Below are 18,940 nucleotides of genomic sequence, written 5' to 3'. Positions count from 1 at the left end.
AGTCTCCTCAACCCATGGCACGGACTGCCAGCGTGCCAACGCATGGATCTATCCGCATAGATGACGAGCGCGGGGGCGCAGACACGATGACAAGTCCATCCCAGGCCGCGATCGCCGGGGCAGAGACCCCAGATCCCGACGGCGTCGGCCTGACCTCCGAGCCTTCAGACGGCCAAGAACCCGTCAAAGACCAGCTCGTGGGCCGTTCTCCCGGCCAGCTCATGTGGATGCGCTTCAAGCGCGACCGTACGGGCGTCACCTCGGCCATCGTGGTTCTCACGATGTTCGCGATCGCGGCGCTGGCCCCCGTCATCTCCTGGCTCTACGGCAAGGATCCGTGGACCCGTTACGGACAGACCCAGCCGGGACTGCTGAACGACAACGGCTACCCGGTCAAGCCCAACGGCGGCATCGACGCCGAGTACTGGTTCGGTCTGGAGCCGGGGCTGGGTCGCGACGTCTTCACCCAGCTCGTCTACGGGATGCGCACCTCGCTCTCGCTGGCGGTGGTCATCACGATCCTCTCGGTGGGCCTCGCGATCGTGATCGGTGTGGCGGGCGGCTACATGGGCGGCAAGACGGACTACTTCCTCGGCCGCCTCACCGACCTGATGATGTCGTTCCCGAACCAGCTCTTCTTCGTCGCCTTCGTCCCCGTGGTCGGGGCCCTGGTGGTCAGCCCCCAGGACGAGATGCCGACCTGGCTCCGGGCGTCGGTGCTGATCTTCGTTATGTGGCTGCTGGGCTGGATGACTCTCGCACGGCTGCTGCGCGGGCAGGTACTGACCCTGCGGGAGCGGGAGTTCATCGAGGCCGCGAAGGTCGCGGGCACCCCGCCCTGGCGGATCATCCGCAAGGAACTCCTGCCGAACGTGGTCACGCCGATCCTCGTGCAGTCGACCTACATGCTTCCCAACTTCGTGACCGCCGTCGCCGGACTCTCCTTCCTCGGCGTCGGCATGCCGGCCTCCACACCGGACTGGGGCCGGATGTTCGCCACAGGTGCCGAGGTCTACCAGAGCGACATCACCTACATGATCTTCCCCGGCGTCGCGATGGTGGTCTTCATCGTCGCGTTCAACCTGCTCGGGGACTCGGTCAGGGACGCCTTCGACCCGAAATCGGGACGTTGAAGACCGAGCAGCGGGGGGTGCTGCCACCCCAGCACCGCATGAGTCAGGCAGCAACAGACAACCGACAGGCAGGTGCTACCACCACCATGAGCAGATTCAGGATGCGTACGGCGCGCGTCTCCGTCGTGGGGCTCGCCGCGGGCGCTCTCATCCTCACAGGGTGCAGCAGCGGCGGCGGCGGCGACGCCGGGGACGTGAGCAAGGACGACGCCACGAAGCAGCAGGTCAGGTACGAGTTCGGTGACGAGGCGGCCTCGAAGGGCCCGGCCGAGGCGGTCAAGGGTGCCAAGAAGGGCGGCGACCTGACCGTCTACCAGCGCGACAGTTATGCGCACCTCGACCCGGCGCAGATGTACGTCAGCGACGAGGGCACGATGTCGACCCTCATCCACCGGCGTCTGACCTCCTACAAGCGTGACAGCGCCGGCAAGTACACGATCGTCGGCGACCTCGCCAAGAGCAGCGGCCAGTCCTCCAAGGACAAGAGGACCTGGAAGTACGAGCTGAAGGACGGGATCAAGTGGGAGGACGGCTCCCCGATCACGTCCAAGGACATCCGGCACACCTTCGAGCGGCAGTTCGCGCCGTTCATCTCCGAGGGCCCGGTCTTCATCCAGCAGTGGCTGGCGGGCAAGAGCGGCACGGACTACCGCAAGCTGCTGCCGGACGGCCCGTACAAGGGCGACCACCTGCCTGACAAGGTGATGGAGACGCCCGACGACAAGACCATCGTCTTCCACTTCAAGGACCCGCAGCCCGACCTGCCGTACGCGCTGGGCATGGCCGGATACGCCGCGGTCCAGGAGAAGGGTGACACGAAGGAGAAGTACGACAAGAAGCCCGTGTCCTCCGGGCCGTACAAGATCGCCTCCTTCAAGTCCGGCAAGAGCATGAAGCTCGTGCGCAACGAAGAGTGGGACGCCAAGACGGACCCGGTGCGTCACGCCTACCCGGACGCGCACAACATCCAGTTCGGTGTCTCCTTCGAGGCCTCGACCAAGCGCCTGGTCTCCGACAGTGCGGAGAACCAGACCGCGGTCAGCTACACCAACCAGGTCGACGCGTCCAGCATGCAGTCGGTGCGCTCCGACCCGAAGGTCAAGGACCGCTCGCTCTCGGGCTACCAGTCCTACGTCGGCAAGATCTCGCTGAACATGGACCGGCTGAAGGACAAGAAGGTCCGTGAGGCCATCGCCTACGCACTGCCGGCCCAGTCGCTGGTGCAGGCCTTCGGCGGTTCCGGCGGCGGTGAGCTGGCGGGCAACTACCTGAGCCCGACGGTCGCCGGCCACACCGAGTCCGACCCGTACGGCAAGGTCGAGAACCCGCAGGGTGACGTGAAGAAGGCCAAGCGGATTCTGAAGGAGGCCGGCAAGACCGGCCAGAAGCTCACCTTCGCCTTCCAGAACGCGCCCGAGTGGCAGGACTACTCGATCGCGGCCAAGGACAACCTGACCAAGGCCGGGTTCGACGTCCAGCTCAAGGACATCGTCGCGGACACGTACTACGACCAGATCGGCAAGGTCAAGAACAAGTACGACATGTACCACTCCTCCTGGGGTGCCGACTGGCCGAGTGCCTCCACCGTCGTTCCGCCCACGCTGGACGGCCGGCAGGTGCAGGACGGTGCGTCGAACTACTCGCACTACAACAACCCGAAGATGAACAAGGAGATGGACCGCATCTCCAAGATCAAGAACCCGGACACGGCCGCGAAGGAGTGGGCCAAGCTCGCGGACAAGATCCTCAAGGAGGACCTGCCCGACGTTCCGCTGATGTACTACAAGCAGATCCAGCTGTACGGATCGAAGGTCGGCGGCGCTGTGAACAGCACGGTGCTCAGCAGCATCGACCCGACCCAGCTGTACGTGAAGAAGTAACAGCGCGCACGGCGCGGTTGCTCGCGCCGACCGTGGTGCCCGCCCTCCTGGAATCTTCCCCAGGGGGCGGGCGCCACGGGCCCGTTCCCCCACCACTGAATCCGCTGCCCACGAGAGCTGCGTTCCGTCATGCTTCGTTTCCTCGTCCGCCGGTTCCTCGGCGCGATGGTGATCCTGCTGGTCATCAGCGCGGTCACCTTCTTCCTCTTCTACGCCGTACCGCGAGATCCGGCGATGCTGGCCTGTGGCAAGAACTGCACGCCGGAGGCGCTGGAAGTCATCCGCAAGAACATGGGCATCGACGAGCCCATCCCGATGCAGTACTGGCACTTCATGGTGGGCATCTTCGCCGGCCGTGACTTCGCCGCGGGCGCCTGTCCCGCCCCGTGCTTCGGCTACTCCTTCGCCAACCAGGACCCGGTCTGGAACACCATCCTCGACCGCTTCCCGACCACGGTCTCGCTCACGATCGGCGGTGCCGTCGTCTTCCTGATCATCGGGCTCGGTGCCGGCATGATCGCCGCCTGGAAGCGCGGCACGCTGGCCGACAAGCTGTTCAGCACCGGCTCCCTCGTGCTCAGCTCGCTGCAGATCTACTTCGTCGGCCCGCTGGCGCTCGCACTCCTCGTGTTCAACCTGGGCCTCCTGGACCAGCCGACGTACGTTCCGCTGACGGAGGACCCGACGGGCTGGTTCATGGGCCTGCTCATCCCGTGGCTGGTGATCCAGATCATCTTCACCGCCAACTACACACGTCTGTCGCGTTCTTCGATGATCGAGCAGCTCTCCGAGGACCACGTCCGCACGGCGAGGGCCAAGGGCATGTCGGGGAAGTTCGTCTTCTTCCGCTACGCCTGGCGCGGTTCGCTCATCCCCATCGTGACGATCTTCGGTGTGGACCTCGGTTCACTGCTCGGCGGCGCGATGATCACCGAGTGGACGTTCTCGCTGCCGGGCCTGGGCAGGCTGGCGGTCGAGTCCGTGCAGAACACCGACCTGCCCATGGTGATGGGCGTCATGCTCTTCTCGGCGACCTTCATCATCCTCTTCAACGTCATCGTGGACGCCGCATACGCATTCATCGACCCGCGCGTGCGGCTGGCCTAGGAGTACCGCTGTGACCACCCTGACCCAGGAAGCGGACGTCCCGGCCCCGCGCGATGCGGGCGCGTCCGGCGCGTTCCTCTCCGTACGCGACCTGTATGTGCACTTCGACACCGAGGGCGGCACCGTAAAGGCCGTCGACGGCCTCTCCTTCGACCTGGAGCGCGGGCGCACCCTCGGCATCGTCGGCGAGTCCGGCTCCGGCAAGTCGGTGACGAACCTGTCCATCCTCGGGCTGCACAACCCGAAGAAGACAGACATCTCCGGCGAAATCCTGCTGGAGGGGCAGGAGTTGACCAGCGCGCGGGAGAAGACGCTGGAGTCGCTCCGCGGCAACAAGATGGCGATGATCTTCCAGGACCCGCTCACGGCGCTCTCGCCGTACTACACGGTGGGCCGTCAGATCGCCGAGCCGTACCGCAAGCACATGGGCGCCTCCAAGCGTGAGGCGCATCTGCGGGCGGTCGAGATGCTCGACAAGGTCGGCATCCCCAACGCGAAGCTGCGCGTCGACGACTACCCGCACCAGTTCAGCGGCGGCATGCGGCAGCGCGCGATGATCGCGATGGCGCTCGTGTGCAACCCGGACCTGCTCATCGCGGACGAGCCGACGACGGCGCTCGACGTGACCGTGCAGGCCCAGATCCTCGACCTGCTCAAAGACCTCCAGCAGGAGTTCGGTTCGGCGATCGTCTTCATCACGCACGACCTCGGCGTGATCGCCAACGTCGCCGACGACATCCTCGTGATGTACGGCGGCCGCGCCGTGGAGCGCGGAAGCGTCGCCGAGGTGCTGCGGGCACCCCAGCACCCGTACACCTGGGGCCTGTTGAGCTCCATGCCGCGCCTCGCGGGCGACGTCAACGAAGAGCTGGTCCCGATCAAGGGCACACCGCCGAGCCTGCTCGCGCCGCCGCCGGGCTGCCCGTTCCACCCGCGGTGCGACTACGTGCAGGAGGTGGCCGGCGGCAAGTCCTGCTCCGCCGACCGCCCCGGGCTGCCGGAGGGACGTGGCGCCGCCTGCCACCTGACGGGTGAGCAGAAGAAGACCTTCTTCATCGAGCAGATCAAACCCCGGCTGGGCTAGGGAGAATCACAGCAATGAGCGAAGAACTCACCCTGACCAAGCCGCAGGACGACGTGCCGGCATCGGGCGAGCCCCTGATGAAGGTCGAGGGCCTGACCAAGCACTTCCCGATCATGGGCGGCTTCCCGTTCAAGCGGCAGGTGGGCGCCGTCCAGGCCGTCGACGGCATCGACATGAGCGTGATGCCCGGCGAGAGCTTCGGTCTCGTCGGCGAGTCGGGCTGCGGCAAGTCGACGACGGGTCGCCTGCTGACGCGGCTGCTGGAGCCCACGCGCGGCAAGATCTCCTACCGCGGTAAGGACATCTCGCACGCCAGCCGCAAGGAGATGGCATCCGTACGCTCCGAGATCCAGATGATCTTCCAGGACCCGTACTCGTCGCTGAACCCGCGGCAGACGGTCGGCTCCATCATCGGCAACCCGATGGAGGTCAACGGGATCAATCCGCCCGGCGGCCGTGAGAAGCGCATCCGGGAGATGCTCGAGACCGTCGGTCTCAACCCGGAGCACTACAACCGCTTCCCGCACGAGTTCTCCGGCGGCCAGCGCCAGCGCATCGGGGTCGCCCGCGCCCTCGCGCTGGAGCCGAAGCTGATCGTGGCGGACGAGCCGGTCTCCGCGCTGGACGTCTCGATCCAGGCGCAGGTCGTCAACCTGCTCCAGCAGGTGCAGCGCGACATGGGCATCGCCTTCGTCTTCATCGCGCACGATCTGGCGATCGTGCGGCACTTCTCGCAGCGTCTCGCGGTGATGTACCTGGGGAAGATCGTCGAGGTCGGCGACCGGGAGTCCATCTACCAGCGCCCCCGCCACCCGTACACGCACGCGCTGCTCTCCGCAGTGCCGGAGGCGAGGCTGGACGAGGGCGAGGAGGACCAGCGCGAGCGCATCCGCCTCGCGGGCGACGTGCCCTCGCCGATCAACCCGCCCTCGGGCTGCCGGTTCCGTACGCGCTGCTGGAAGGCGCAGGAGAAGTGCTCCACGGAGGACCCGCCGCTGGTCCAGATCACGGGCAACACCGCGGGCCACCTGACCGCGTGCCACTTCCCGGAGGAGGGATCGACGACGGGCCGTGACGAGGACGTCGTCCTGGACTCCGCGCTCCAGGCGATGGAGTCCGGCGGCCACGCCTGAGCCAGTGCATCGGGGAACAGGGGCGCCGCCGCGACGACGAGGTCGCGGCGGCGCCCTTCGCCGTCGCCGCTGTTCGGCCAGGCACCGACAGCCGGCTACCGGCTAGGCGACGCCCAACGTCCGCTTGAGGAACGCCACTTGAAGCAGGAGCAGGTTCTCCGCGATCTGCTCCTGCGGCGTCATGTGCGTGACGCCCGACAGCGGCAGCATCTCGTGCGGCCGTCCCGCCGCGAGGAGTGCGGAGGAGAGCCGGAGGGTGTGCGCGGCGGCCACGTTGTCGTCGGCCAGGCCGTGGATCAGCATGAGCGGACGGTGCTGTGCGGCCGCGCCGGAGAGCCCCTCGTCGGTGATCACGGAGGAGCGGGCGTACACCTCGGGGTCATCCTCCGGCGTGCCGCAGTAGCGCTCCGTGTAATGCGTGTCGTACAGCCGCCAGTCGGTGACGGGGGCGCCCACGACAGCCGTGTGGAACACGTCGGGACGGCGCAGGGCGGCGAGCGCGGCCAGGTAACCGCCGTACGACCAGCCGCGGATGCCGACCCGCGTCAGGTCGAGCGGATGGTCCGCCGCCAGCGACCGCAGCGCCTCGATCTGGTCGTCGAGCGTGACGTCCGCGATGTTCCGTGAGACCGCCTTCTCCCACGCGGGCGAATCGCCCGGCGTGCCGCGGCCGTCGGCCACGATCACCGCGAAGCCCTGGTCGGCGAACCACTGCGAGGTGAGCCAGGCGTTGTGCGCCGCGACCACACGCTGGCCGTGCGGGCCGCCGTAGGGGTCCATGAGGACGGGGAGCGGACCGTCTCCGTCCCGGTGGCCCGTGGGCAGTACGAGGCCCGCCGGAATCCGCCGCTCGCCGGTGCGCAGCAGGCGCGGTGCCGTGGCGAGCACGGGCACTTCGGCGTGCGAGGGCACGACGTCCAGGGGCTTCAGCGGCAGCGCACGGCCCTGGCCGCCCATGCGCACGACGGCGACGCGCGAACCGGCGCGCGACAGCGAGGCGGTGGAGAGCACGACGGTGTCGCCGCCGCGCACGGCGGAGGCCACATGGGGCGGCCCTTCGCCGGGCACGCCGGTGGCGGCAGCGCCCTCGGGCCCCGGGTCACCGTCAGGGTCGGTCAGCCGCTCGATGCCGCCGCAGGAGCCGTCGTCGGCGAAGCGTGCGAAGTGGACGCCGATGTCGCCGGGTTGGCCTTCCAGGCCCCCGCCGGCGCCCGCCGAGGCGGAGAAGAGCACCCCGTCCGCGCCGATGTCGAGCACCGCCCGTACGTGCAACGACGCAGACGTGAAGGGGCTGCCGCCCACGGTCAGCACCCGCGCACCGGACGCGTCCTCGATGCGCACGTGCCGTCCGTCCGGTGTCCAGGCGGGCACGCCCGCGAACAGCTCCAGCCAGTCCGGGTCCTCCTCCGTGTGCAGCGTGCTGGTCGAGCCCGTAGCGGGATCGACGCTCAGGTGGAGCTGCGTGCGCTGGTCACGTGACTGTACGAGCAGCAGCGGCGGGCCTCCGGGCGACCAGTGGACGCGGGCGAGATACGGGAAGCGCCCGCGGTCCCACTCGACTTCCAGGCGCTCCCCGCCGTCCGCGCCCGCCAGATGCAGCGTGACATCGGCGTTGGACGTGCCGGCCGCCGGATACGGAACCTCGGACGGCTCCCGCTCCGGATGCGCCGGATCGGCGATCCACCACCGCTGAACCGGTGTGTCGTCGGCTCGCGCGACGAGCAGCCGCTCGCCGTCCGGAGCCCACCAGAAGCCGCGGCTGCGGTCCATTTCCTCCGCGGCGACGAATTCGGCCAGACCGTAGGTGATCCGGTCGTTCTCCGGTGACGCGATCGCGCGGTCGCCGGTGCCGTCGGTGCGGATGACGCGCAGTGCGCCGCCCGAGACGTACGCGATGCGGGTGCCGTCGGGGGAGGGGCGGGGATCGACGACGGGCGAAGGAGTGTCCAGCTCGTGGCAGTCGCCGGTGCGCAGATCCGTCACGAACAGACGCCCCGAGAGCGTGAACGCCGCACATTCCACCGCCTTGTCAGCGGCATATCCGACGATTCCGGCGGAACTCTCGCGGCTGCGTTCACGGCGGGCGCGTTCCTCCGCGGACAGCTCCTCCGCTGCGCCCCCGAGCAGACTCGCGGGGTCGGCCGCGACGTACTCCCGCGGACCGCAAGGATCGCGCACCCAGAGGAGATTCGCCCGGTCAGTGCCCCCGCGGGAGCGGAGGAAGACGACGCGCGAGCCGTCCGGTGCGACGGTGAAAGCGCGCGGGGCGCCCAGGGTGAATCGCTGGGTGCGCGCGTACTGACGGGGGAAGGAAGTGGCCATGCGGCAGAGCGTAGAGCCTGGCGGGCGCGCGCCGCCGTGGCCGGAATCGAATATGCGCCCCTCGTCTGCACCTGTGCACCCGGCCCATGCCGTCTGACGGGTAGTTATGATCCATTGCGCGAGGCGGGAGCCGGGTATGCAGCCGGTGGCCCGCTCGTGTCATGGGCTCATGCTGTCCGGATCCGTCGCCCGACCGCGCGTACTTGGAGGTGAACCGCCGTGGCACTCTCGATTTCGGCGGTCGTGCTGCTCTTGATCATCGTCCTGCTGCTCGTCAAGAAGTCGGGTCTGAAGGCCGGGCACGCCGTGGTGTGCGTGCTGCTCGGGTTCTACCTGGCAGGCTCGTCGATCGCCCCGACGATCAACGACCTGACGACGAACGTGGCGGGCATGCTCGGGGACATCAAGTTCTGAGGCGTTCGAGGGGAGCCGTAGGGTCAGGGGCATGAGCGCAGCTCCTGACCGGCGTCTGCTGCTGGTGCACGCACACCCGGACGACGAGTCGATCAACAACGGCGCCACCATGGCCAAGTACGCCGCCGAGGGCGTCCACGTCACGCTGGTGACATGCACTCTGGGCGAGGAGGGCGAGGTCATCCCCGCCGAACTGGCGCATCTCGCGCCGGAACAGCCGCGACCGGAGCGGCAGAACCCGGAGCCCGGGAGCGGCCACGCGGCCCCGGAGCAGCCGCCGGGCGGTCTCACCCCGCTGGGACGTCACCGCATGGGTGAACTCGCCCACGCCATGCGCGAACTCGGCGTCACCGACCACCGCTTCCTCGGCGGCCCCGGCCGCTACCGCGACTCCGGGATGATGGGACTCTCCACGAACCGGCATCCCGGCTGCTTCTGGCAGGCCCCCCTCGATCAGGCGGCGCTGCATCTGGTCCGGGTCGTCCGCGAGGTGCGTCCGCAGGTGATGATCACCTACGACCCGGACGGCGGCTACGGCCACCCCGACCACATCCAGGCGCACCGCGTGGCCATGCGAGCGGCCGAACTGGCCGCCGACCAGGCCTTCGAGCCCGGCGCGGGCGAGCCGCACGAGGTGGCCCGCATCTACTGGAACTGCGTGCCCCGGCCGGTCGTCGAGCCGGGCCTGGCACGGCTGAGGGAGAGCCTCCGGCACCCGTTCTCTCCGTACGCCGCGGTGGCGGAGGCGGAGGACGTGCCGGGGCTGGTGCAGGACGAGAGCTCCGTCGACGCCGTCGTCGACGGCCGGTCCCACGCGGAGGCCAAGGCCGCGGCCATGCGTGCGCACGCGACCCAGATCGCCGTCGAGGGCGACACGTTCGCCCTCTCCAACGGTCTCGGTCAGCCCCTGATCAGTACGGAGTACTACCGCCTGGCGCATCCCGCGCGAGAGCATGCGGGCGGCATCACGAAGGACTTGTTCGCAGGAGCGGGCGCATGAGCGGCGACGGTGACGAGGAGAAGCGCGGCCAGGCCCCCAACGGGCAAGCCGGCAACGGACAGACCGGCAAGGGGCAAGCCCGCAAGGGGCAGGCGGCCAAGAGGCACGCTGGTGGCGGCGGCCAGGGCGCAACCCAGGATCAACCCCCGCGAACAGGACGGCCGGAGCAACCGCCGTGGCCCGCAAGGGTGCCCGCGTCACGCACGGCGCGCGCGCTCGTCTACCTCGTGCTCCTCGCGTTCGGTGTGCTGACCGCGGCGGCCGGTGCGCTGGTGCAGAGCGGCTGGTTCCCCGGCGGTCTGCTGCTCGCGCTGGCGGGAGCCGTCGGACTCTTCTGCGCCGGCGCCAAGTTGTGCCGTACGCGGGTGGGAGCGGCCGCGCCCGGAGCCGGCTGGGTGGTCACCGCGTTCCTGCTGACTTCCCCGCGCGCGGAGGGCGACTTCGTCTTCGGTGCGGGCGCCGGTTCGTATGTCTTTCTGCTGGGCGGGGTGCTCGCCGCTGTGATGTGTGCCACGATCGCGCTGCCGGCACCGCCAGTGCCAGGGCACAAGTACCGCTGACGGGGCCGCTGTCCAGGGGATTACGAGGGAGAGGGTCCCGCGGCGGCGACCCCAAGTAAGCTGGTGCGCGCCGGCGAGTCGTTCTGGGACAAGCATGATGGACGGCGAACCCAACCGGGAGTACCTGCTTTGAGTCGTGAAACTGACCGTTCGTCCTCCGGGCCGCAGGGCCGTGGCGGGTCGTCGTACCCGCCGGGCACCGGCCCGTACGGCCCCGGCGCCTCGGGCGACTCCGCCGATCCGGAGGAGACGGCGTCCGACGCGCAGCGGCGGCCCGAAGACCGCAAGACCGAGACGACGCTGACGACCCGCATCCGCATCAACATCCCCGGATCGCGGCCGATTCCGCCCGTCGTGATGCGCACGCCCGTGAGCGAAGGCGAGTCGGGCGCTGCCGGCGGCAGGACCGGCACGGACCAGAACGGGCCCTCGCCGGCGGACGACGCGCACCCGCTGCGCGCCCCCGGCGACGGTGCCCCGGGCACCGGGCCCGGCGCCGCACCAGGCGCAGGTGCCGGAGCGGCCGGTGTGTCCGGCCCGGGTGCTCCCGGCCCGTCGCGGGGGTCCGAGGAGACCTCCGGCAGCGGTGAGTTCAAGCAGGAGACCAGCGACTGGTTCGCCCCCCGCAAGGCGAAACCGGGCTCGGGCGGTGGCCCGGGTGCCGGTGCGGGTTCCGCTTCCGGTCCGGGCTCCGCCTCCGGGACCCTCGCCGGTCCGGGTGCCGCCCCGGGCGCCGGTCCCCGTCCGGGCGGTCCCGCGGACTCCGGTACGACGCCGGGTGCGGCGGAGTCCCCGTACGGCAACAACGCCCCGTACGGCCTCGGAAACCCCTACGGCGTGGGCGATTCGTACGGTTCGAGCGACCCGTACGACACGGGTTCCTACTCCCTGCCCCGCACGGACACCCCGCCCGGCGGCACACCCGCCCCCGGCTCACCCGGGGCCCCGGACGCCGGCCCGGGCCGTGGCCAGGACGGGCCGACGACCGGCCCCGTCAGCGGTGACATGCCGCTGCCCCCGCAGCCCGGCCAGGGCGCCGCGCCGCCCGAGCCACCGGCGAGTTCCACTCTCGGACTGGGCACCGGCATCGCGCCGTTCGCACCCGGCGGCGCCGGCGAGGAGATGCTCGCCCGCGAACCGGGCGGCCCTGACGGCCTGCCCGCCTACGGCGGCCCGAACGGCGCCGGCGGTGCCGCCGTGGCGGACGAGTCGGAGAGCGACCGCATCGTCAGCGACACCCTCATGAGCCGGGCTCCACGCCTGGCCGACGAGGAGAGCCCAGGCACTGCCGGTTCGCCCTTCGAGCGCGCGTCCGCTCCGTCTGCGGCACGAGACCTCGGCGAGTCCTCCGGCAGCCGTTCGAAGCTGATGCTCGCCGGGGCCGGCGTCCTCGGGATCATCGGAATCGCATACGGCGCCGGCCTGCTCTTCGACCACGCAGACGTGCCGAACGGCACGACCGTGCTGGGCGTCGACATCGGTGGCATGAGCCGCCATGAGGCCGTCAACAAGCTGGACGCCGCGTTCGGCGACCGTACGACTCAGGCGTTCACCGTCGTGGCGGCGGACCAGCGGGCCAAGCTGAAGCCGAGCGTCGCCGGCATGACGCTGGACACCGAGGCCACCGTGCGCAGCGCCGCCGGACGGGACTACAACCCGGTCACCGTCATCGGCTCGCTGTTCGGCGCCGCGCGGGAGTCGGAGCCCGCGCTCAAGGTGGACAAGGAGAAGATGGCGTCGGCGCTGCAGCAGGTCTCCAAGGAGACCGGCGTCGGAGGCACTCCCAAGGACGGGCTCGTCAAGTTCGTCGGCGGCAAGGCCGTCGGCGTACCGGGCAAGACGCACAAGGGAATCGATGCCGACAAGGCCGCCGCGAAACTGGAGGACGCGTACCGCACGCGCGCCGCCACCGGGAACAACAGCCCGGTCGAACTGCCCGTGTCCCAGCAGCGGCCGCAGGTCGGCAAGAAGGAAATCGCAAGGGCCATCCGGGACTTCGGCAAGCCCGCCATGTCCGGACTTGTGACGGTCAAGGCCGGTAGCGCCTCGATCCAGTTCAGCCCCGAGAAGTCGCTGCCGAAGTTCCTGTCCATGAAGCCCGTCAACGGCACCCTCGTCGACACCTACGATCTGCCGGTCCTCAAGCAGCTCTACGGCACGACGTTCGACGGCGTGAAGATCACCCGTGGCGACGGCAGCAAGTCACCCGTCACTCCGCAGGACGTGGCCGGTGCGTTGCGCCTCGCGCTCAAGGAGACCGACCCCTCCAAGCGCGTGGCGGAGATCAAGCTCAACGCGCAGTGAGCCGGAGACCGGGCGGCCGGTGAACGACCGGCCGGTCACCGGTCTGCCCGGCAGCCCGGTGGTCAGTTGAGCCGTGCCCGTGCGGCCCGCGCCGCCTTGCGTACCTGTTCCGCCTCGGCGGGCTCCATGGCCTCGATCGCCGACGCGTACTCCTCCAACTCCGCCGCACCGCCGAGGAAGTCGCCCCGTTCGACGAGCAGCCGTGCCCGTTCGTGACGCAGCCGCGCCGGACGGTGGGGAAGGAGCAGGGAGAGGTCCAGCGCCCAGAGCTGTACGCCTGACTGCTCGGGCCGGATCGCCGCCCAGGCACGGATGTTGTTGAGGATCCGCAGCACGATCTCCAGCGGCCCTGCCGGATGCAGCGTCGCGCCGGACAGCGGCCCACGCACGCCCGTCGCACCCGCGACGAGCAGCTCCAGGTCACCGGCGGACAGCAGCCGGCCGCCGTTGTACGGATCGGCGAGCGCATGGCTCCCGGCGGGATCACCGAACCCGATCACGAAGTGGCCCGGCAGCCCCACCCCGTACACCGGCGCTCCGGCGCGCCGCGCGACCTCCATCCAGACGACCGACAGCAGGATCGGCAGTCCGCGGCGGCGGTGGAGCACGGACTGCAGCAGCGAGGAGTCCAGCCGCCGGTAGTCCTCGGGAAGGCCGTGGAAGCCGAGTTCCCGCCCCAGCAGCTCTTCGAGCGCGCGTGCCCACTCCCCGGGTGTGCGGGACGCGGCATACGGCAACAGCCCGGCGAGACGGTCGAGTTCGATCTGCGCCTCCAGAACCGACTGTTCGTGCCCGCCCTGTGCGGTGCCACCCGTGTCCGCCGTGGCTGCCTCGACGCCGATCAGCAGGCAGAGCAGCGCCAGATCGGGCCGCTCCTCGCGTGCCGCCTCCGCGAACCGCTCGCGGTTGCCGCCGTTGCCGTTGCCGTTGCCGCTGCCGCTGCCGCCCGCGCCGGGACCGCGGCCTTTCCCGCTCTCTTCACCGGCCAACGCGGATCAGTCCTCCGGAGCGCGGCGGTAGTGGTAGGCGTGGTGGTCGGCGAAGCCCATCCCGTCGTACAGCGCACGGGCGGCGTCATTGTCACGCTCGACCTGGAGGTACGCGGCGGAGGCGCCCTCCGCGAGGGCCGCCCGCGCCAACTCGGCCATCACCGCCGCGGCCAGCCCTTGCCGGCGGTGTGCCGGTGCGACCTCCACCGCGGCGAAGCCCGCCCACCGTCCGTCGATCACGCACCGTCCGATCGCTGCCGCGCCCCCGCCCGCGCCCGTACTCGGGCCCACGCTCGCGTTCGCGTCCGGCGCGCCCCCCGTGCCCGCGCCGCCGGGCACCGTCGCGAACCATACGGACGGCCCGCCCGTCAGCACCCTCGTTGCGGAGCGCGGCATTTCCGCGGCCCGCCGGTAGAGCGAGAACCAGTCCGCACCCGGTGCGCGGCCGAGCAGCACGCGGCCGTCCGGCTCGCGGTCGGCCAGCGGAGCCAGGGCAGCGACCCGCAGCAGCGCGTACCTCTCACCGCTCCAGCCGCGCTCCTCCAACTCGGCTGCGAGCAGTTCGTCGGTGTGTTCGCCGCCGGTGGTGACCTGCACGCGAGGCACCAGCCCGCGCGCCTCGTACCACCGCCGGGCCAGCGTCAGCGCCGCTGCCTGCGGCAGTCCGGGATCGCCCAGCGGCAGTACGGAGTTGGCGCGTGCGGTGAAGCCCTCGCGACGGCTCCCGGCCGATCCGCCTCCGTGCCCGTCACCGGCTGTCCCGTGCTCCGCGCTCGCCCTCAGCGTCCAGCCGCCCACGCGTTCCGTCTCCACGGCGGGCCATCCCCGCGCCGCCACCTCGACGAGTTCCCGTACGCTCGCAGATGGGACGCCGCGCCGCCGGGCGGGTGTGCCGGGCACGACTTTCGCGGCCACCAGCGCCGATTCGTCGAGCGTCACACTCTGTCCTCCGCGGCGGGTGATGTGCAGCACACCGTCGTTCCAGGATGTGAGAACGCCGACTGTGTCGGTGAAGGTGGCGTGCCGTCCCCCGGACCTGGTCAAGGACCGGACAGAAACACGTTTTCCCACGTCAGAAGCGGTAATTCGGACCTCGAGGCGTCCGCCCGTGGTGAATTCCACTGCTCTACCCGCCCCTCCTGTTCGTCTCGGTACCGGGAACGGAGATACTAGGACGGGCATCGACGACGCCGCGCTCCCGCGCGCCCAGCGGCGGACCCCCGACACCGGTCCGCCGGCCCTATTGAGGAGGAACGACAGCGTGACCTACGTCATCGCGGAGCCTTGTGTCGACCTTAAGGACAAGGCCTGCATCGAGGAGTGCCCCGTCGACTGCATCTACGAGGGCCAGCGGTCCTTGTACATCCACCCGGACGAATGCGTCGACTGCGGTGCCTGCGAGCCGGTCTGCCCGGTCGAGGCCATCTTCTACGAGGACGACACTCCTGAGGAGTGGAAGGACTACTACAAGGCGAACGTCGAGTTCTTCGACGAGCTCGGTTCGCCCGGCGGGGCCAGCAAGCTCGGGCTGATCGAGCGGGACCACCCGGTCATCGCCGCGCTCCCCCCGCAGAGCCACGACGAGTGACACCGCCGCGGTACGGGCGGTCCCCCCTCCGCGGTCAGTGGTCCCGCACAGCGCGCCGGTCCGTCCGGCGGGTGTGCGGGACCGCGTGTTTCACAGCAGGCCGCGTGCTTCACACAGAAAGTGAGTCTTCCCGTGGCCTCATCCACTGGTCCCTCCGGCTCTTCCGTCTCCGCGCGGCTTCCTGAATTCCCCTGGGACAGGCTGGAGCCGTACAAGGCCGCGGCCGCGGCGCACGACGGCGGCATCGTCGACCTCTCCGTCGGCACTCCCGTCGACCCCGTCCCCGACCTGATCCGGCAGGCGCTCACCGACGCCGGCAACAGCCCCGGCTATCCGACGGTGTGGGGCACGGCCGAACTGCGCGACGCTGTCACCGGCTGGTGCGGACGCCGGCTGGGAGCGTCCGGCATGACCCACCGGAACGTGCTGCCGGTCGTCGGCTCCAAGGAGTTCGTCGCATGGCTGCCGACTCAGCTCGGTCTGGGCCCGGGCGACCGCGTGGCCTATCCGCGGCTGGCGTACCCGACGTACGAGGTGGGCGCACGCCTCGCCCGCGCGGAGCCCGTCGTCTACGACGACCCGAGCGCACTCGACCCGGAGGGCCTGCGTCTGCTGTGGCTCAACTCCCCTTCCAACCCGACGGGTCGGGTGCTGGACGCGGAGCAGCTGACCCGTACGGTCGCGTGGGCGCGCGAGCACGGGGTGCTGCTGGTCAGCGACGAGTGCTATCTGGAGCTCGGCTGGGAGACGGATCCGGTCTCGGTGCTGCACCCCGCCGTCTGCGGCGGATCGTACGAGGGTGTCGTCGCCGTCCACTCGCTCTCCAAGCGCTCCAACCTCGCTGGCTACCGCGCGGCCTTCGTCGCCGGTGACCCGGCGGTGCTGGGGGAGTTGCTGCACATCCGCAAGCACGGCGGGATGATGGTCCCCGCTCCGGTGCAGGCCGCGACGATCGCGGCGCTCGGCGACGACACGCATGTCGCGCAGCAGCGCCAGCGTTACGCCGCCCGGCGCGCCGCGCTGCGGGCGGCCCTCGAAGGGCGCGGCTTCCGCATCGAGCACAGCGAGGCGTCGCTCTACCTCTGGGCGACGCGGGACGAGCCGTGCTGGGACACGGTCGGCGACCTCTCCAAGCTCGGAGTGCTCGTCGCGCCGGGCGACTTCTACGGCACGGCGGGGGAGCGTTTCGTACGCGTCGCGCTCACGGCCACGGACGAGCGCGTCTCGGCGGCCGTGCGGCGGCTGGAGGGCTGAGGAGGCGGCCGGACCGCGGCAGGACCGCCGGAGCCGGACACGGGAGTCCCCCCGCGGAAGCCGAACGCGGAAGGGCCGCGGAGAAGTTCTCTCCGCGGCCCTTCCGCATGGGTGAGCGCTGTTGCTGCGCCGGTGTCAGAGGCTCATGCCACCGAGCCCGACGGTCCCCGTACCGTTCGGCAGAACCTTCCCGCCCAGCAGGCTGTTGGTCGGGAGCTCCTGCTGAGGCTTCTGGGCGGGGGTGCGCTGAGGCTGAGACGCGCTGCCCGGCTTCATGACGTCGGCCGGCAGTCCCGGGATCTGCGCGTTCGGCAGGGTCCTCTGGACGTTCGGGGTCTGCTCCTGCAGACCAGCGCCGGCACCGGTGGTGGCGCCTTCCGCGACCTTCGTGGTCTCGGGCGCGACCTTGCGGGCGTCGGTGCCGACGTCGACCCCCGAGGCCGTGCCGGTGGCGGTGTCGACGGGGCTGCTGCTGCTCATCGGGGTGAGAGCCTTGGCACCCTTCGAGGCGGCGCCGGAGACGTCGTTGCCGACGGCGTTGTCCAGCTTGCTCAGCCCGCCCACGTCAGCGGTCGTCGGCAGTTCTGCGGCACTCGCCGCACCGGCCGTACCTACGACGGAGGCGGCGCCCGCGGCCGTCAGCAGCACGGTCTTGGCGATCCGGCGCGTGAGAGGGAGGGACATGTTGCTCCTTTGACGGAGAGATCTTGCTACGGAAAACGTGATGCAAACCCGGCCGGGCAATCGCCGGGCCGGGCGCTGTGCCTATCGCCTCGGGGAGCCTGAAAGTTGCGGGCCGCCGGAGTAAAGGATTGGCAATGCGTCGCATCATCGGTTGTGCCGAACAAGCCTTCCGTGCCTGCTCTTCGTGGCTGCCGAAACGTCAAACCCCGGGAACGGCAGGGGGTTTGCGGGGCGCGCGGTGGGTTGCGGAGACGCGGTGGGCGTCGGCGCGGCGTCCACTCCGGCGCAGTGAATTCCCCCGAATGTGAGGCCTGCTCCAGGGTTGGCGAGGCGGGCGCCGTGCACGCCCGGCCAACTGGCCCCGTCCGCAGACTTGTCGAGAAGACGACCCGGAAGCGAGCGGGCCCGTGCTGCTTCCCCTGCTTGCCCTACTTCCCTTTCGCCAGCCGTACGCTGACGGCCGGTTCGCCGCCCGGCTCGCTGCCGGAGTCCTCGCGGGGGCGCCAGCCCTCTTCCGAACTGGACGCGTCCCAGATGCGGTTGCGGTAGGTGATCTGCTCGATGTGCAGTTCCGAGGCGTTCGCCACCGCCCAGTGCGCCAGTTCCCAGCCGCGGCGGCCGCGCTGCACCGGAATGCGTACCTGGGACGACTTGTCGCCGGCCGCCGCCCGCGGCACGTCCCCCGACGCCCGGAGGGCGGCCTTTCCGTCCTCGGGCCCCGGCTGCTGCGGCCGCTCGGCAGGCCCGTCCAGGCCGGCATTCTCGGCGGACGGCGCAGGTGTCCCGTCCTTCTGTCCGGGCAGTACGCCGTTGCCGAACTCCCGTACCAGGCGCTCCCGCAGCTGTGTGGGGCTGCCTGCCTTGCCGTCGCCCCCGGCGGGTCCGGTGGTGCAGTTGAACGCGGCCGCGCGGCGGCCCGTAAGAGCGGCGGTCAGCAGCGACGCGTGCGTTTCGTGCTTCGCGTACGCCTGCGGGTAGCCGCTGCGCTGTACGCGTTGCGCGGCCACCGTCAGCGGCAGCCGGGAGTAGCCGGGGATCTCCACGAGATGGTCGTAGAACTTTCCCGTGGAATACACCGGATCCTGGATCTCGCGCACGCTTCCCCAGCCCTGCGAGGGACGCTGCTGGAACAGGCCGAGCGAATCGCGGTCCCCGTGTTCGATGTTGCGAAGCGCGGACTCCTGCATGGCCGTGGCCAGGGCTATCGTGACCGCCCGTTCCGGAAGGCCGCGCTGGGACGCCACCGCTGTGATCGTGGCGGCGTTCGCGGCCTGCTCGGGCTTGATCTCGTAGTCCTGCTGCTTCTCGCCTGTGGTTCTGACGGTGCACCGCGCGGGACCGGTGCTGCTTGTGACGTACTGCGTCGCCACGTAGCCGGCTATGACCAGCAGAACCGTGCACGCCGCCGCTGTGCGAAGAACTCGCGCGCGGGACTTCTGGGGAGAGGATTCCGAGGGGGACACGGGCACAAAGGTAGCCGGTTTGCCA

16 protein-coding genes are annotated in these 18,940 nt (G+C 70.2%); 11 read left to right on the top strand and 5 right to left on the bottom strand.

Annotation, left to right across the window (positions count from 1 at the left end; translation table 11 throughout):
• Positions 1-86: 86 nt before the first annotated feature.
• From ACSMXX_RS10145 to ACSMXX_RS10125, 5 genes are all read left to right on the top strand, one after another.
• The gene (locus ACSMXX_RS10145) at positions 87-1,133 is read left to right on the top strand and encodes an ABC transporter permease (RefSeq protein ID WP_473183708.1); all 1,047 of its coding nucleotides are present in this window, start codon (positions 87-89) and stop codon (positions 1,131-1,133) included.
• A gap of 86 nt (positions 1,134-1,219) precedes the next feature.
• Positions 1,220-3,013 carry an ABC transporter substrate-binding protein gene (locus ACSMXX_RS10140; RefSeq protein WP_473183707.1) on the top strand — a complete coding sequence of 598 codons (1,794 nt, stop codon included), beginning with the start codon at positions 1,220-1,222 and terminating at the stop codon, positions 3,011-3,013.
• 129 nt (positions 3,014-3,142) lie between these two features.
• Positions 3,143-4,120: an ABC transporter permease gene (locus tag ACSMXX_RS10135; protein ID WP_473183706.1), complete on the top strand. Its 978-nt coding sequence runs from the start codon at positions 3,143-3,145 to the stop codon at positions 4,118-4,120.
• A gap of 10 nt (positions 4,121-4,130) precedes the next feature.
• Positions 4,131-5,204 (top strand): ABC transporter ATP-binding protein, encoded by a 1,074-nt coding sequence (locus ACSMXX_RS10130; RefSeq protein ID WP_473183705.1) that lies wholly within the window; start codon positions 4,131-4,133, stop codon positions 5,202-5,204.
• 14 nt (positions 5,205-5,218) lie between these two features.
• On the top strand, positions 5,219-6,337 hold the full coding sequence (locus ACSMXX_RS10125; protein ID WP_473183704.1) for an ABC transporter ATP-binding protein: 1,119 nt from the start codon (positions 5,219-5,221) through the stop codon (positions 6,335-6,337).
• Between the two features lie 102 nt (positions 6,338-6,439).
• On the opposite strand, the gene ACSMXX_RS10120 is transcribed toward ACSMXX_RS10125, so the two are convergent.
• Entirely contained in the window at positions 6,440-8,659 is a 2,220-nt protein-coding gene (locus ACSMXX_RS10120) for a S9 family peptidase (RefSeq protein ID WP_473183703.1), read from the bottom strand.
• A 219-nt stretch (positions 8,660-8,878) separates the two neighbouring features.
• Here ACSMXX_RS10120 and ACSMXX_RS10115 point away from each other — a divergent pair, with 219 nt between their 5' ends.
• From ACSMXX_RS10115 to ACSMXX_RS10100, 4 genes are all read left to right on the top strand, one after another.
• Positions 8,879-9,073, top strand: a complete 195-nt coding sequence (locus tag ACSMXX_RS10115; protein WP_070011119.1) for a hypothetical protein — start codon at positions 8,879-8,881, stop codon at positions 9,071-9,073.
• Positions 9,074-9,104: 31 nt separating this feature from the next.
• Positions 9,105-10,073 carry an N-acetyl-1-D-myo-inositol-2-amino-2-deoxy-alpha-D-glucopyranoside deacetylase gene (gene mshB, locus ACSMXX_RS10110; protein ID WP_473183702.1) on the top strand — a complete coding sequence of 323 codons (969 nt, stop codon included), beginning with the start codon at positions 9,105-9,107 and terminating at the stop codon, positions 10,071-10,073.
• Positions 10,070-10,633: a DUF6113 family protein gene (locus ACSMXX_RS10105; RefSeq protein WP_473183701.1), complete on the top strand. Its 564-nt coding sequence runs from the start codon at positions 10,070-10,072 to the stop codon at positions 10,631-10,633. Before mshB ends, ACSMXX_RS10105 begins: the two co-directional genes overlap by 4 nt.
• 129 nt (positions 10,634-10,762) lie before the next feature.
• Entirely contained in the window at positions 10,763-12,937 is a 2,175-nt protein-coding gene (locus ACSMXX_RS10100; RefSeq protein WP_473183700.1) for a peptidoglycan binding domain-containing protein, read from the top strand.
• A 62-nt stretch (positions 12,938-12,999) separates the two neighbouring features.
• Here the strand turns inward: ACSMXX_RS10100 and ACSMXX_RS10095 are convergent, their stop codons facing one another.
• Together ACSMXX_RS10095 and ACSMXX_RS10090 are read right to left on the bottom strand one after the other, a co-directional pair.
• On the bottom strand, positions 13,000-13,926 hold the full coding sequence (locus tag ACSMXX_RS10095; protein WP_473183699.1) for a transglutaminase-like domain-containing protein: 927 nt from the start codon (positions 13,924-13,926) through the stop codon (positions 13,000-13,002).
• Positions 13,927-13,932: 6 nt separating this feature from the next.
• Positions 13,933-15,048: a GNAT family N-acetyltransferase gene (locus tag ACSMXX_RS10090; protein WP_473183698.1), complete on the bottom strand. Its 1,116-nt coding sequence runs from the start codon at positions 15,046-15,048 to the stop codon at positions 13,933-13,935.
• 139 nt (positions 15,049-15,187) lie between these two features.
• On the opposite strand from ACSMXX_RS10090, the gene fdxA reads away from it, so the two are divergent.
• Complete coding sequence (gene fdxA / locus ACSMXX_RS10085) at positions 15,188-15,514, top strand: ferredoxin (protein ID WP_027764481.1); 327 nt, start codon at positions 15,188-15,190, stop codon at positions 15,512-15,514.
• A 132-nt stretch (positions 15,515-15,646) separates the two neighbouring features.
• Positions 15,647-16,768, top strand: coding sequence for a succinyldiaminopimelate transaminase (gene dapC, locus ACSMXX_RS10080; protein WP_473183697.1), 1,122 nt, complete (start codon positions 15,647-15,649; stop codon positions 16,766-16,768).
• Positions 16,769-16,903: 135 nt separating this feature from the next.
• Here the strand turns inward: dapC and ACSMXX_RS10075 are convergent, their stop codons facing one another.
• Positions 16,904-17,452, bottom strand: a complete 549-nt coding sequence (locus ACSMXX_RS10075; protein WP_473183696.1) for an ATP-binding protein — start codon at positions 17,450-17,452, stop codon at positions 16,904-16,906.
• 428 nt (positions 17,453-17,880) lie between these two features.
• Complete coding sequence (locus tag ACSMXX_RS10070; RefSeq protein WP_473183695.1) at positions 17,881-18,915, bottom strand: VldE C-terminal domain-containing protein; 1,035 nt, start codon at positions 18,913-18,915, stop codon at positions 17,881-17,883.
• Between the last annotated feature and the right edge of the window lie 25 nt (positions 18,916-18,940).

The organism is Streptomyces sp. DSM 116795 (genome assembly GCF_055792905.1).
Note: the sequence above shows the minus strand (reverse complement) of the source record. Positions and strands in the feature narration are given on the sequence as shown.

Bases quoted from the DNA above. Each gene is read 5' to 3' on its own strand.
- ACSMXX_RS10145 (WP_473183708.1), top strand. From the start codon at position 87: ATGACAAGTCCATCCCAGGCCGCGATCGCCGGGGCAGAGACCCCAGAT.
- ACSMXX_RS10140 (WP_473183707.1), top strand. From the start codon at position 1,220: ATGAGCAGATTCAGGATGCGTACGGCGCGCGTCTCCGTCGTGGGGCTC.
- ACSMXX_RS10135 (WP_473183706.1), top strand. From the start codon at position 3,143: ATGCTTCGTTTCCTCGTCCGCCGGTTCCTCGGCGCGATGGTGATCCTG.
- ACSMXX_RS10125 (WP_473183704.1), top strand. From the start codon at position 5,219: ATGAGCGAAGAACTCACCCTGACCAAGCCGCAGGACGACGTGCCGGCA.
- ACSMXX_RS10120 (WP_473183703.1), bottom strand. From the start codon at position 8,659: ATGGCCACTTCCTTCCCCCGTCAGTACGCGCGCACCCAGCGATTCACC.
- mshB (WP_473183702.1), top strand. From the start codon at position 9,105: ATGAGCGCAGCTCCTGACCGGCGTCTGCTGCTGGTGCACGCACACCCG.
- ACSMXX_RS10105 (WP_473183701.1), top strand. From the start codon at position 10,070: ATGAGCGGCGACGGTGACGAGGAGAAGCGCGGCCAGGCCCCCAACGGG.
- ACSMXX_RS10075 (WP_473183696.1), bottom strand. From the start codon at position 17,452: ATGTCCCTCCCTCTCACGCGCCGGATCGCCAAGACCGTGCTGCTGACG.